Origin of the sequence: Staphylococcus sp. FSL W8-1268, assembly GCF_038003965.1 — a bacterium.
Taxonomy (GTDB): domain Bacteria; phylum Bacillota; class Bacilli; order Staphylococcales; family Staphylococcaceae; genus Staphylococcus; species Staphylococcus hominis.
On sequence record NZ_JBBOQE010000001.1, the window covers coordinates 1,405,910 to 1,420,319 of the forward strand.

General features: G+C 32.2%; 13 protein-coding genes. 1 reads left to right on the top strand and 12 read right to left on the bottom strand.

Going from position 1 to position 14,410, the window contains the following annotated elements:
• Positions 1–17 precede the first annotated feature (17 nt).
• The 4 genes from NST64_RS07160 to hflX all read right to left on the bottom strand — a co-directional run bounded on the left by NST64_RS07160 (position 18) and on the right by hflX (position 4,227).
• Complete coding sequence (locus NST64_RS07160) at positions 18–386, bottom strand: MerR family transcriptional regulator (protein ID WP_161800506.1); 369 nt, start codon at positions 384–386, stop codon at positions 18–20.
• A 223-nt stretch (positions 387–609) separates the two neighbouring features.
• Positions 610–1,584, bottom strand: coding sequence for a tRNA dihydrouridine synthase (locus NST64_RS07165; protein WP_077700442.1), 975 nt, complete (start codon positions 1,582–1,584; stop codon positions 610–612).
• A gap of 140 nt (positions 1,585–1,724) precedes the next feature.
• The gene (locus tag NST64_RS07170; protein WP_103288170.1) at positions 1,725–2,963 is read right to left on the bottom strand and encodes a methionine gamma-lyase family protein; all 1,239 of its coding nucleotides are present in this window, start codon (positions 2,961–2,963) and stop codon (positions 1,725–1,727) included.
• A 25-nt stretch (positions 2,964–2,988) separates the two neighbouring features.
• Positions 2,989–4,227, bottom strand: a complete 1,239-nt coding sequence (gene hflX, locus NST64_RS07175; RefSeq protein ID WP_002448771.1) for a GTPase HflX — start codon at positions 4,225–4,227, stop codon at positions 2,989–2,991.
• 109 nt (positions 4,228–4,336) lie between these two features.
• On the opposite strand from hflX, the gene NST64_RS07180 reads away from it, so the two are divergent.
• Positions 4,337–4,813 carry a glutathione peroxidase gene (locus tag NST64_RS07180; protein WP_002448833.1) on the top strand — a complete coding sequence of 159 codons (477 nt, stop codon included), beginning with the start codon at positions 4,337–4,339 and terminating at the stop codon, positions 4,811–4,813.
• A 189-nt stretch (positions 4,814–5,002) separates the two neighbouring features.
• On the opposite strand, the gene hfq is transcribed toward NST64_RS07180, so the two are convergent.
• From hfq to mutL, 8 genes are all read right to left on the bottom strand, one after another.
• Positions 5,003–5,245: an RNA chaperone Hfq gene (gene hfq, locus NST64_RS07185; protein ID WP_107632379.1), complete on the bottom strand. Its 243-nt coding sequence runs from the start codon at positions 5,243–5,245 to the stop codon at positions 5,003–5,005.
• A complete protein-coding gene (gene miaA, locus NST64_RS07190) occupies positions 5,199–6,197 on the bottom strand; it encodes a tRNA (adenosine(37)-N6)-dimethylallyltransferase MiaA (protein WP_002448817.1) in 999 nt (332 codons plus the stop codon). Before miaA ends, hfq begins: the two co-directional genes overlap by 47 nt.
• A gap of 3 nt (positions 6,198–6,200) precedes the next feature.
• A complete protein-coding gene (locus tag NST64_RS07195; protein ID WP_002448832.1) occupies positions 6,201–7,136 on the bottom strand; it encodes an alpha/beta hydrolase in 936 nt (311 codons plus the stop codon).
• A gap of 208 nt (positions 7,137–7,344) precedes the next feature.
• Complete coding sequence (locus NST64_RS07200; protein ID WP_002448759.1) at positions 7,345–9,015, bottom strand: glycerol-3-phosphate dehydrogenase/oxidase; 1,671 nt, start codon at positions 9,013–9,015, stop codon at positions 7,345–7,347.
• A gap of 149 nt (positions 9,016–9,164) precedes the next feature.
• Positions 9,165–10,664 carry a glycerol kinase GlpK gene (gene glpK / locus NST64_RS07205; RefSeq protein ID WP_002448786.1) on the bottom strand — a complete coding sequence of 500 codons (1,500 nt, stop codon included), beginning with the start codon at positions 10,662–10,664 and terminating at the stop codon, positions 9,165–9,167.
• Between the two features lie 95 nt (positions 10,665–10,759).
• Positions 10,760–11,578, bottom strand: coding sequence for an MIP/aquaporin family protein (locus NST64_RS07210; RefSeq protein ID WP_002448866.1), 819 nt, complete (start codon positions 11,576–11,578; stop codon positions 10,760–10,762).
• A gap of 254 nt (positions 11,579–11,832) precedes the next feature.
• A complete protein-coding gene (locus tag NST64_RS07215) occupies positions 11,833–12,366 on the bottom strand; it encodes a glycerol-3-phosphate responsive antiterminator (protein WP_002448755.1) in 534 nt (177 codons plus the stop codon).
• Between the two features lie 15 nt (positions 12,367–12,381).
• Positions 12,382–14,406, bottom strand: coding sequence for a DNA mismatch repair endonuclease MutL (gene mutL / locus NST64_RS07220; protein WP_049431888.1), 2,025 nt, complete (start codon positions 14,404–14,406; stop codon positions 12,382–12,384).
• Positions 14,407–14,410: the final 4 nt, after the last annotated feature.

The window sequence follows — 14,410 nt, forward strand, 5'->3', positions numbered from 1 at the left end:
AGACATCCTCCAAGTTATTAATTAATAAATCGTGATAAATCGCCACGGTTTATCGGTAAAGCTTCACTGCGCGGTTTCTGAGTTGCATCTACAATCATTCTTTTTCTCGTTTCTTGTTCATCAGTAGTTAAGTGCCCTTGATTATTTGTAATTATTTGTTTAATACCTTTTAAATTAAAACCTTTTTCAATTAACGCTTTAATTTCTAACAGTCTCTCTAAGTCATTCATAGAGAATAACCTTTTATTTCCTTCGGTACGTTCGGGCTTAATGAGTTCATGTGTTTCATAATAACGTATTTGTCTTGCTGTGAGTTCTGTCAATTTACAAACAACACTCATAGAGAACACGGCCATATTACGTCTTATTGTATCGTTAGACACTATAACCTCACCTCTACTTTTGAACTTGTCTATAATTTAGCATAGATTAATACGAAATACAAAAATATGTCAGGTTTTCTTACATGAAAATTAAATATTTCTTACATATAAACATAAAGCCCATAGATACAGTTATCTACAGGCTTTTTACTATTTAAAAATTATTTTTTACGACATCAATACGATAGCGTATTCTTATTGTTGAGTTTTGAAAACTTAAGCTTCATTAATGGTTATCTTCCATATTTGCTTCAAAATCATCAAGTAATGCTCGAGCTTCATCCACAGTTTCTGTACTCATTAATTGATGTCGTAATTCACTTGCACCTCTAATACCTCGCACATAAATTTTAAAGAAACGTCGTAAACTTTTAAATTGTTGTGTTTCTTCATTTGAATACTTTTCAAATAACTCTAAATGTAATCTAAATAAATCCAAGAGTTCTTTACTTGTATGTTCGCGTGGGTCTTTTTCAAAAGCAAAAGGATTATGGAAAATACCTCTTCCAATCATCACTCCATCAATACCATATTTCGTCGCAAGTTCCATCCCTTTTTGTCTATCTGGAATATCACCATTAATAGTTAATAATGTTTGAGGCGCCACTTCATCACGCATTTTTTTAATGGCTTCAATTAATTCCCAATGTGCATCAACTTTACTCATTTCTTTACGTGTACGAAGATGGATAGATAAGTTTGCAATGTCTTGCTTAAATACATGTCTTAACCATTCTTTCCATTCCTCTATATTATAATAACCTAGACGTGTTTTAACACTAACAGGTAGTCCACCTGCCTTGGCTGCTTGAATAATTTCAGCTGCTCTTTCTGGTCTTAAAATTAACCCAGACCCTTTACCCTTTTTGGCAACATTTGCGACAGGACAGCCCATATTTAAATCAATACCTTTAAAGCCCATATCTGCTAAACCAAAACTCATTTCTTTAAATTGTTCTGGCTTATCACCCCATATATGAGCAACCATAGGCTGTTCATCTTCACTGAATGTTAAACGCCCTCGTACACTATGTATCCCTTCTGGATGACAAAAACTCTCCGTATTTGTAAATTCAGTAAAAAATACATCCGGTCTCGCTGCTTCACTTACTACATGTCGAAAAACAATGTCTGTCACGTCTTCCATCGGCGCTAAAATGAAAAATGGACGTGGTAATTCATTCCAAAAATTTTCTTTCATAATTGATTTAAACCTTCTTATTCATTAGTATCTCGCATAATTAACCATGATATATTATCATAAAATAAATCCATATACAAAAAGAAATTCACTCTCATTATTTTTATTACTATTTATTTTTGAATATTTTGTTATACTACTTAAATTAAATTCTGTTCTTTTAAATTCATTACTGCACGTGTTACTGCAATTTTAACATGTTCATAAGTTAGACCACCTTGCACATATGCCTCATAAGGCGGACGAATCGGACCATCTGCTGATAATTCAATAGAGGAGCCTTGCACAAATGTTCCTGCTGCCATGATGACATCATCTTCATAACCAGGCATATAACTAGGTTCAGGACTAAAGTGTGCATTAATTGGTGAAGCATGTTGAATACTTTGACAAAATGCAATCATCTGTTCTTTTGTATCAAATTGAACGGTTTGAATTAAGTCTGTACGCTTAGCATCGTACTTGGGTACTGTGTTCATATTCATTTTTTCAAGAAGTAAACTTGTAAATAGTGCGCCTTTTAAGCTTTGACTCACTACATGCGGTGCTAAAAAGAATCCTTGATACATTTCTTGCAATGAAGATAATGAAGCACCCGCTTCTTTACCAATCCCAGGTGCAGTTAAACGATAACCACATCGTTCGATTAAATCTTTTCGTCCTGCAATGTAACCACCAATTTTGGCTAATCCACCACCAGGATTTTTTATTAATGACCCTGCAATTAAATCTGCGCCCACTTCTATTGGTTCTCGACGCTCTACAAACTCTCCGTAGCAATTATCTACAAAAACAATTACATTTGGATATCGTTGTTTAATTTGAGAAATAACATTTTCTATTTCATCTACTGTAATTGAAGGTCGTTGGCCATACCCTTTTGAACGTTGAATAGCAACAACTTTCGTTTGTTTCGAAATAGTATTTAAAACCATTTCAATATCAATCATTCCATCTTTTAATGCAACTTCTTTATATGTCACACCATGCTCTTTGAGACTTTCAATACCATTACCATTAACACCAATCACTTCAAGTAAAGTGTCATAAGGACTACCTGTAATGTACATCAATTCATCGCCATATTTGAGTGTACTTTGCAATGCTAATGTAATTGCATGAGTACCTGAAATAATTTGAGGTCTAACAATTGCATCTTCTGCTTTAAACGTATAAGCATATATCTCTTCTAAATGATCACGTCCAAAATCATCATAACCATATCCTGTAGAACCTACTAAATCATTCTCGCTCGCTTTAACATGATGAAAAGCATCAAGAACCTTTTCCTGGTTGATATAAGCAGTTTCTTCAATTTCTTTAAAAAAGGGTGTTAACGTTTCTTCTACTTCAGAAACGATGTGTTGAATATCTGACATGCAATTTATCTTCCTTTATATATAATTATTTTCTATATCCTTTAACGATATAACTTTCATTATTCTCATCAAATTTCATTTCTTCGATAAGTGTATGTTGTTTTAAAAAATATAATCTATCTGCATCTTCACTAGATACAGTTTCTACGTAATATGACAAAGTCGCTTTTATTTGATCAAACAGTAACTGCTTCACTTTTAATTTATCTTCACTATTGCGACTTGATACAAATACAGACGGATGGTCTGATACTGGTACATCAGTTTCTTCAGAACATTGATCTTTTTTATTAAAAATGATTGCTTGTGGAAGGTCATCCATATCTAAGTCTTTTACCAATTGATTAACCGTATCATATTGAGCGCGATATTCTGAATGACTTGCATCAACAACATGTAGAAGTAGATTTGCGCTTTTTGCTTCTTCTAATGTCGACTTAAATGCTGCTACTAATGTTGTAGGCAACTTTTGAATGAAGCCTACGGTATCAGAAATAATTAAATTAAACCCATTGTTAATTTGTATTTGTCGTGTTTTAGGGTCAAGTGTGGCAAATAGTAAATCTTTTTCAAAAGTCGTTTCGTTTGCTAAAACATTAAACCAAGAAGATTTTCCAGCATTGGTATAGCCAATAAGTGCAATTTGAAATACTTGATTTTGTTCGCGTTGATTACGATATCTTTCACGATGTTCGACCACTGTTTTAAGTTGATGTTTAATTTCATTCATACGTGTTCTAATATGACGTCTATCCATTTCTAATTTTGTTTCACCAGGACCACGCGTACCAATTCCCCCGCCTAAACGAGATAAACTTTTTCCATGTCCTTGTAATCTAGGGAGTAAGTAATCGAGTTGAGCTAATTCAACTTGTAATTTACCTTCTCTACTACGCGCTCTTAAAGCAAAAATTTCAAGAATGAGCTGTGTTCTATCGATAATTTTAATGCCCAAATTATCATTTAATGTTTTCGATTGTGCTGTTGTTAATTCATCATTTGTCACAACAACATCGATGTCATGAAATTCTATAAAAGCTTTAATTTCATCAATCTTACCTTTGCCAACATAATATTTATAATCAAATTGATCTTTATTTTGAGTGACTTGTCCTATAACATCTAATTGACAAGTCAACGCTAAAGCTTCTAATTCTTCCATTGTAGATTCAAAATTATATTGATGATCACTTTGAGCATGTACACCAACTAATACAGCAGTTTCTAGCTTTTTCTTAGTATCATAAGTGTGTTGCTGAGCCATGATATACATCTCCTTTTTTAACATGTCTTACATATTCTATCATAGAGCAAGTTTAAAGACTAACGACTAAAACTATGTTAAATTAAAGCTAAGTTGAAAGGGTGATAGTATGGAAAATATTTATGATTTTGAAGTTCAAAAATCTAATGGTGAAAATTATAAATTAGATGTATATAAAGGCGATGTTATGCTTATCGTTAATACAGCGAGTGAATGTGGATTTACACCACAATTTGAAGGATTACAAGAACTATATAATAAATATAAGGACCAAGGATTTATTGTTTTAGGTTTCCCATGCAATCAGTTTGGTGGTCAAGAACCTGGTTCTGGTGCTGAAGCAAATCAAAATTGTAAAATTAACTACGGTGTCACATTCCCTATTCACGAAAAAGTTGACGTTAAAGGCGATAACCAACATCCATTGTTTCGTTATTTAACAAGTCAAGCTAAAGGTATGTTAAGTGAAAAAATTAAATGGAATTTTACTAAGTTTTTAGTAGACCGTGAAGGTAATATTGTTCAACGCTTCTCACCTCAGAAAAAACCTGCTCAAATTGAAAAAGATATTGAAAAACTTCTATAAATAAATAAAAGCTTCAATATAGATGACTATGTCATAGACAATCGTTCTATATTGAAGCTTTGTTTTATTACAAACATTTCTTCTATTTGTTCAAAAGTGCAAAAATTGATGAGAATTTTGCAAGCTACGTATACATTTTGACCGTGGACTACGCTCTAAAAGTCAGTAACTTGGCACTTTAATTACAACTTATTCTTCACCTTCACCTGTAGCTTCTGAATCAGTAGATTCTGTATCCACAGTGAAAGTGCTGATCGCATGTTTGTAAATCAAATGTTGTTTGCCTTGAGAAACTAAGCTAATCATGTTTTTATCAAAGTCTTCGATAACACCTTTCATTTGAAAACCATTTAAGAAAAATACAGTAATTTCCGTTTGTTCTGCTTTAAAGTTCTCTAGTGCTTGATCTTGGATGTTTTGGTTTGCAATCATGTTTAGAACTCCTTTTATTTATTTGGGTTGTAATCTCATCTAACATCATTTGAAGTGACATTGTCTCTCTATCAAACCATTGAACATTCATTTTGTTTTTAAACCATGTGAGTTGCCTTTTCGCATATTGCCTTGAATGTTGTTTCAATAATTCTATAGCTGGTTCTAATTCCATTTCTCCTTTTATAACAGGGACAAGTTCTTTGTAACCAATTGCTTGCATACTCTGACTAGATTCAAAACCTTGTTCAACTAGTGCTTTCACTTCATTAAATAATCCGTGGCCCAACATAATATCAACACGTTTATTTATTCTTGTATATAATGTTTTGCGCGACATTTCAATCCCTACTAATAATGTATCATAATTTTCTGTAAATTGTTGAACTTTCTTTCGAGAACTTAAAAGTTTTTTTGTTTTTAAGTAATATTCAATCGCTCTAAGTACTCTTTTTCTATTATTTGGATGAATATCTTTAGCTGATGTTTCATCAAACGATGCTAAGTAGCGATGTAAGTCATCATTATTTAATTGATTTAATACATCTATTTTTTCTTTTACTCTTAATTCTTTTTCTACTGATATATTTTCATCATCAAATGGATAATCGTAAATTAAAGATTGAATATATAAACCTGTACCTCCTGCAATAATAGGTACTTTACCTCTTTTTGTAATATCTTCAATAAGCACTTCTGCTCTTTTTTTAAATTCGTATGCAGAAAATGATTCATCAGGATTTAAGATATCTATTAAATAATGGGGGATCCCTTCCATTTCTGTTTCTGTTACCTTTGCAGTACCTATATTCATTTGACGGTATACTTGCATCGAATCGCCACTAATGATTTCTCCATTCATTTTTTTAGCTAATTCGATACTCAATTCTGTTTTACCCGAAGCTGTCGGCCCTACAATGACTACTAGAAAAGGTTTTTTTGATGCTTGCAATGATTACGCCTCACTCTGATTATTTTTCAATACTTGTTTTTGAATCCAATCAAACATATGATTCCATATCATTTGTTGATCAACTTCAAATAATATTTCATGTCTTCTATTTGCATAAAGTTGTACCGTAATATGTTTAATACCAGCTTTTTTAAATTTTCTGGCCAAGGATTTAATACCTCTGCCATACTCTCCAAAAGGATCATTTTTTCCAGAAATCATCAATATTGGTAACTGTTTATTTATTTTTTTTAATTGACTATAATTTGCAGTACGTGTCATATGTTTTACTGTTTCATAAATTAATTGGTTTGAAACTAAAAAGCCGGTATACTCATCGTTTACGAATTTATCAACTTCTGTAGACTGTGATGAAAGCCAGTCACTTTCAGTTCTTGGTTGATCAATCTTTTTGTTAAATGATTTGTAAACGAGTTGATTGACCCATTTTAAACGCTTGCGCTTCCCAGTAAAAATAGAAATTAATTTCAAACTGATCCCTGCAGGAATTCCTTTCCATTTAGGATATTGTCCTGTTCCAGTTAATATCAATCCATTAGCAAAATTTGGATAAGTTTCAACGAATAAACGTGCAATAATAGATCCCATTGAATGCCCTAATACAATATAGGGTAATCCTTTCTCACTATCATATAATGTTTGTGCAATTTCAAACGCATCTTGAACGACTTGATTCATGCTGTCGTAATGTCCACGTTCTTTCTCATCAATCTCTTTCCCATGTCCTCTATGATTATGTCTAATCACATCATAGCCTTGATGTGTTAAAGCTTTAACAAGTGTTTCGTATCGATCCATATGTTCAGCCATACCATGAAATATATGTACAATACCATAAGTCGCTATGTTTGCTTTATCTACTTTAACTTCTAAAGTTGTTCCATCTTCTACAGTTATTTTATAAGCACTTTGCCCCACGTATATGCCTCCAATCTCTTTCTATAATGGTATTGTTAACAACGTACTATTCCTACTAATATACCTATACTCTTTAATGTTATCAAATAGTTTGTCACTTTTTAATAGGTTATATATACTTTAAACTCAAAAATTTTATCAAAATATAAAAAAAACTGAGATTGAGTGTTTTTACCCAATCTCAGTTAATATACTATTTTAACTATATTTATTTTTCTGCAGGTTGATGATTACCATGTGTTGCTTCTTCAATAGCTTCATCAACTTCTTTAGAAAATTCATTTTTTTGTTCAGCAGTATAATTTAATAATTTATCTAATTCATCAATGATTGCTTGTTTATATTGTTTAACTGTATTGATGTCAAAATATAATTTACCAGTACGACGAATTAAGAAATCAGTTGGTTTATATACCATTTCGTTTTGTACACTATAAACTAATTGAACGTATAATTCTAATGGCATATTTAAATCTTTTTCATTCGTTAATTGTGCAATTGCGAATAATTTATCTACATTTGAACCGTATTTTGAAGCTAAATTATGTGCCACATCTGTGCTTAATCCAAGTGCTTTACCTTCTTGGACTTTACGATTTACGTAGTTTTCAAAGTTTTTACTACCACCAACATCTCCACCAGAAATAGGTGTATTTTTAGTTTTGCTATCCGCAAATTTTAGACCATATTCTTGTTTTAAACGCTTAGCTAATAAATCAACAATTTCTAATGCCATGTGACGATATCCAGTTAATTTACCACCAGCAATGGTCAATAATCCTGATTTACCTTCCCAAATTTCATCTTTACGTGAAATTTCTGAAGGATCTTTTCCATCTTCTAAAATTAATGGACGCACGCCAGCCCAAGTTGATTCAATATCAGCATCCGTAACATGCACATCAGGGAACATATAATTGATTGCATCAATTAAATAGTCTCTATCTTCTTGGTTAGTTAAAGGTTTTGTTTTTTCATTATTATAGAATGTATCAGTAGTACCTACATATGCTTTACCTTCACGAGGAATAGCAAAAATCATACGACCATCTTTTTCAGTATCAAAGTAAACCGCTTGACGTAATGGGAATTTTGATTGATCGATAACTACGTGAACACCTTTTGTTAAACGTAATTGTTTATTATTACGTGTATAATCTTTCTTTCTCACTTCGTCTACCCATGGACCAGCAGCATTGATTACTTTTTTAGCGTTGATTTGATACTCTTCACCTGTAAGCATATCTTTTACTTTAATACCACTTACTTTATTTTTAGCATCGTATACGAAGTCAGTAGATTTAGTGTGATTAATGACTTCAGCGCCTTTTTCAGCAGCACGTTTCATCACTTCAATTGTTAAGCGAGCATCGTCAGTACGATATTCTACGTAGTAACCGCCACCTTTTAAACCATCTTTTTTCACAAGAGGTTCTTTATTTAAAGTCGCTTGTTTAGATAACATTTTTTTTCGTTCATGACGTTTAACGCCTGCTAAACGATCGTACATTGTTAACCCGATATTAGTTGTGAATTTACCAAATGTACCCCCTTTATGCATCGGTAATAACATCCATTCAGGAGTTGTTACGTGGGGACCATTTTCATAAACTATTGCACGTTCTTTACCTGTTTCAGCAACAACTTTGATTTGTGCTTGTTTCAAGTAACGTAAACCACCATGTACTAATTTAGTTGAGCGAGAACTTGTACCTTGCGCAAAGTCTTGCATTTCTACTAAAGCTACTTTCATACCACGTTGTGTAGCATCTAATGCAATACCTGCACCAGTAATTCCTCCACCAATAACTACAACGTCAAATTCTTTATTTCTTAAATTCTTTTTAATTAAGTTCCTATTAAAAGTAGATAATGCCATAATATACCCTCCAAAATTTATATTAAAAAAAGAGAGACCTACACACACACAGAAGCATACTGCATGATAACAGGTCTCTCAAATCTCGACTAATGTATTAACTTAACTACATCATAACATATTCTTTGTAACTAAGCCATAATTAAAAATTAATCTTCTAATTTAAAGACCTGAGTAGCCTCTACTGCTTTCTTCCAACCTTTATATAACTTAGTTCTTGTTTCTTCAGACATTTCTGGATTAAATTCTTTTTCTAATTTCCATCCATCAGCAATGTCTTTTTTATCTTCCCAAAAGTCTACAGCCAAACCTGCTAGATAAGCAGCTCCAAGTGCTGTTGTTTCTTGAACTTCCGGACGTTCAACTGATGTATCAACAATATCTGCTTGGAATTGCATTATAAAGTTATTTTTTACTGCGCCACCATCAACACGTAAATTATTTACTTCAATTCCTGAATCTTTAGACATTGCTTCCATAACATCACGTGTTTGATAACATAAAGATTCTAATGTTGCACGAATGAAATGTTCTTTTTCAGTACCACGAGTTAATCCGAAAATCGCGCCACGTGCTTCAGAATCCCAATATGGTGTACCAAGACCTACGAATGCAGGAACAAAGTAGACATTATCAGTAGAATTAACACGTGTTGCATAGTTTTCAGTTTGCGGTGCAGAATTAATAATTCTTAAACCGTCACGTAACCATTGAATTGCTGATCCAGATACGAAAATTGATCCTTCAAGGGCATAGTTTACTTTACCGTCAAGACCATAAGCAATTGTAGTTAATAATCCACTTTCAGACGTTACAGGTTCTTCACCAGTGTTCATTAACATGAATCCGCCAGTACCATACGTATTTTTCACATCACCACGTTCGAAACAAGCTTGACCAAATAATGCTGCTTGTTGGTCACCAGCAATACCAGCAATTGGTACTTCTTGACCAAAGAAATGATAATCTTTAGTATGTGCATAAACTTCACTAGATTCTTTAACTTCTGGAAGTATCGCTTTAGGAATATCTAGTAATTCTAATAATTCATCATCCCATTTAAGTTCATGAATGTTATACATTAATGTGCGGCTGGCATTTGAATAGTCTGTAATATGTGCTTCTCCACCAGATAGTTTCCACACTAACCAAGTATCGATAGTTCCGAATAATAAATCCCCATTTTCGGCTTTCTCTCTTGCACCTTTAACATTATCTAATATCCATCTTACTTTTGTTCCAGAAAAGTAAGGGTCTAATAATAAACCTGTTTTATTACGAAATGTTTTTTCGTGGCCTTGTTCTTTTAATTCATTACAAATATGTTGTGTTTGACGAGATTGCCAAACAATTGCATGATAAATTGGGCGACCTGTTTTCTTATCCCAAATGACCGTAGTTTCACGTTGGTTAGTAATACCAATACCTTTAATTTGTTCAGGATCAATTTCATTTTCATTTATCACTTCAGCCATTACTGCTAATACTGATGTCCAAATTTCATTAGCGTCATGCTCTACCCAACCAGATTTAGGAAAATATTGTTTAAATTCTCTTTGCGCAACGCCTTGAATTTGTCCTTCTTTATCAAATAAAATTGCTCTAGAGCTAGTTGTGCCCTGGTCTATTGACATGATGTATTGTTCCATAATTTTTCTCCTTCTTTCATTCTGACTGTATGTGTTAAGTATCCTTTGAATCACATAGTCAATATATTATATGATTTAAAACTAAAATTTTTCTTTTAATAAATCGATTCAATATCTTTATGTTTATTTGATTTATTAAGCGCTAAACCAATCAGTAATGTAACAATCAAAACTACAATGCTAACACCACTCATAAAAGTAAATTCATTTTTATAAAAAACCTGATAAATCACAGCACCTATCATACCGCCAGCAATTGGCCCTAGTACTGGTACAATAGCATACCACCAATTTGATCCGCCTTTACCAGCAATTGGTAAAATTGCATGTGCAATTCTTGGTCCTAAGTCACGAGCTGGATTAATGGCATAACCTGTAGGTCCACCTAAACTTAAACCTATTGCAATAATTAAACTACCCACAATTAATGGATTTAATCCATCTGCAATTTTATTTACCCCAATAAATAAAATCCCTAAACTTAAAATAGCTGTGCCAATAATTTCACTTAAAAAGTTAGCAAAATAATTTTTAATAGCAGGTGCAGTAGAGAATACGCCTAATTTTGCACCTTGCTCTGTAGTTGCTTTCCAATGTGGTAAATACATTAACCAAACAAGTGTAGCTCCTACAATTCCTCCTAGCATTTGACAAACAATATATCCTGGTACTTTTACCCAACTAAAACTTCCCTCAACTGCTAAAGCAATTGTCACAGCTGGGTTTAAATGAGCTCCAGAAAACTGTCCTACTGCATAAACTCCCATAGTTACAGCTAAGCCCCATCCAGCGGCAATAACGATCCAATCAGATTCTTGTCCAGCGCTACGTTTTAAATTTACATTTGCACATACGCCTCCACCGAACAAAATAAGAATGACCGTGCCTAAAAACTCTGCTAAATAAGCATTCATGTTTTAACCTCCTACAAGACAAAAAGACTTCTACAAACTATAATATAATTAAGCTTGCAGAAATCTCTTCATCTCTCATTCAAATATTAACTTGTATAAATCATACAAAATAATTGTAAGCGTTGTCAATAGATTTTGTAAAAAAGTTGTCACAATTTATTTTGTAGATTAAAACAACGTACTATAATTATTTTTTTAGTAATACATAAAAAACCTGAGACCTCAATTTTTGTCTCAGGTTAAAAAGATAATTTCTACCACAATTTTCTATTACTTGTGGTTACATAGCTTGCACCACTATTAATCGCATCATTCACTTCTTTTTCTTCTTCGATTAACCCACCTGCTATAATTTTAGCACCCGTTGCTTCTCTTACATTTTCAACAATTTTATGAGCAATACCTGGTAGTACTTCAACATAATCTGGGTCCACTTTCTTTATGAGTTGTATACTACGATTGAGTGCTTGACTATCAATAATAAAAACTCTAAAAATAGTAAGTACATTTAATGATTTTGCTTTTTGAATGACTTTTGTTTTTGTTGAAACAATCCCTTTTGGTTTATAAGTTTGAATGATATATTCACATGCATATTCATCATGTGCCATTCCTTTAATTAAATCAATATGAATATATGCTTCAATGTCATGTTTTTTAAGTAACTCTATAATGCTTCTTAAATGACCTACATGCATATCTAAAAGGACACACACTTTATAATCCGTTTGAGTTAATTTCTCTAAATCTTTCATATTTCGAATTGCTGGTAGTACGTGTTCTTTCATTTCTATGCATCCCTTCTACATTACTCGTTTAAATAATTTTTCTAATTCATAATTTGAAAAGTTAATAATAATTGGTCTACCATGAGGACAAGTAAATGGATCTTCCGCTTCTCTTAATTGATCAATTAAATCTGCCATTTCATTCTTTTTCAAGTAATGATTTGCTTTAATTGACTTCTTACAACTCATCATAATAGCTGCGTCTTCGCGCATTTTTTTAACGTCAATTTTTTTATGATTTAATACTAGTTCAATCATATCTTTAATAATTTCCTCTGCTTCTACTTTAGGAAACCATACTGGATAACTATTTACAATATAATCATATCCACCAAAATGTTCTAAATGAACTCCTACTTTATCAAGTTCTTCTCGATATTGATCAATAATTAATTGTTCGTCTTTTGAGAAATGAAATGTTAAAGGAATTAACAAATCTTGTACTTCATTTGATACTTCGCCTATCTTTTCTCTGAAATATTCGTATTTAATACGTTCTTGAGCAGCATGTTGATCTATCATAAACATTCCATTTTCATTTTGAGCAATAATATAGGTACCGTGTACTTGACCAACTACCTCCATATATGGCACACGTCGAGACGGTGTTGAACTTACTTTACCTTTAATATCTTGTTCTTTTTGATTTGTAACATTCTCTTGAAAGTCTTCATTTTCATCATAATTATAAATATTGGTTTCATCATGTCGAGTGTTATCGATTGAAGACTCAGCACGATCTAAACTATTTAAAATATCTTTTTGAATGTCGAAGTAATCTTTATCCATACTACGTTTATTATTATAGACACTAGAATGTTCGTTATCTTCTCTAGTGTAAGAATCATCAGAGGTATGTTCTTCATCATATTGAGAACTTATTGTTGAAAAGGTATTGTTAGTCGAAACGTTGGGGTCATTTTTATTTTCTAATTGTTTTGTTTGATTTGAAATATTTTGTTGTTTTTGTTCAAAATCGATTTTTTGCTGTTCAAACGTATGCAATACTTTATTTTTTTTAGGTGTTCGATCTAAATCATTTTTAGGAATTAATATTCTATCTTTAAATGCATGTCTAATTTTTTCAATAATTAAATTATAAAGTTGTTCTTCTTTTGAAAGTCTAACTTCAAGTTTCGTTGGATGCACATTGACATCTACTAAAATTGGATCCATTTCTATATTGATATAGCAAATAGGATAACGACCTATGGTTAGAAGTGTATGATATCCTTCAGTAATAGCTTTATTTAAAGCGAAATTTTTGATATATCGACCATTAATAAAAATTGAAATATAATGTTTATTACTACGAGAATGTTCCGGTTTAGCAACAAATCCTTCTAAATGATAGTCACTCGTATCGCCAGAAATGTGAACTAAATCTTTTGCAACTTTAATACCATATATTTCAGCCATCACTTCATTTGTTCTTCCAGAGCCATTCGTTTTTAACATCGTTTTTCCATCAGATATAAGTGAAAAGCGAATATTTGGATGACTCATTGCCATTCGATTAACAATATCTGTAATTTTTCCTAATTCTGTATATAAACTTTTAATATATTTTAACCGAGCTGGCGTATTATAAAATAATGATTCTACTTTAATATCTGTTCCTTTTTTGGCTTTTGCTGGTTTTTGAGATAATATTTCACCATTTTCAGCATAAATTTCGTGACCATTTTCATTATCTGTACACGTTTTAAGTGTCACTTTAGCTACAGATGAAATACTAGCCAGTGCTTCACCTCGAAATCCTAATGTTCTGATATGAAACAAATCGTCATCATCATTTATTTTACTGGTAGCATGACGATGAAAAACAAGTTGCAAATCATCTTGCTCAATTCCAGTTCCATTATCGACTACACGAATTGAGGAAATACCTGATTGTTCTACTTCTATATTAATTTCAGTCGCCTTAGCATCAATTGCATTTTCAAGTAGTTCTTTTACTACTGAACTAGGACGTTCAACCACTTCACCTGCAGCAATTTTATTTGCTAAAGATGTTTGTAATTCTTTAATTTTACCCATGAAT

Coding starts and splice junctions, on each gene's coding strand:
- NST64_RS07165 (WP_077700442.1), bottom strand. CDS start 1,584: ATGAAAGAAAATTTTTGGAATGAATTACCACGTCCATTTTTCATTTTA.
- NST64_RS07170 (WP_103288170.1), bottom strand. CDS start 2,963: ATGTCAGATATTCAACACATCGTTTCTGAAGTAGAAGAAACGTTAACA.
- hflX (WP_002448771.1), bottom strand. CDS start 4,227: ATGGCTCAGCAACACACTTATGATACTAAGAAAAAGCTAGAAACTGCT.
- NST64_RS07180 (WP_002448833.1), top strand. CDS start 4,337: ATGGAAAATATTTATGATTTTGAAGTTCAAAAATCTAATGGTGAAAAT.
- hfq (WP_107632379.1), bottom strand. CDS start 5,245: ATGATTGCAAACCAAAACATCCAAGATCAAGCACTAGAGAACTTTAAA.
- NST64_RS07200 (WP_002448759.1), bottom strand. CDS start 9,015: ATGGCATTATCTACTTTTAATAGGAACTTAATTAAAAAGAATTTAAGA.
- glpK (WP_002448786.1), bottom strand. CDS start 10,664: ATGGAACAATACATCATGTCAATAGACCAGGGCACAACTAGCTCTAGA.
- NST64_RS07210 (WP_002448866.1), bottom strand. CDS start 11,578: ATGAATGCTTATTTAGCAGAGTTTTTAGGCACGGTCATTCTTATTTTG.
- NST64_RS07215 (WP_002448755.1), bottom strand. CDS start 12,366: ATGAAAGAACACGTACTACCAGCAATTCGAAATATGAAAGATTTAGAG.
- mutL (WP_049431888.1), bottom strand. CDS start 14,406: ATGGGTAAAATTAAAGAATTACAAACATCTTTAGCAAATAAAATTGCT.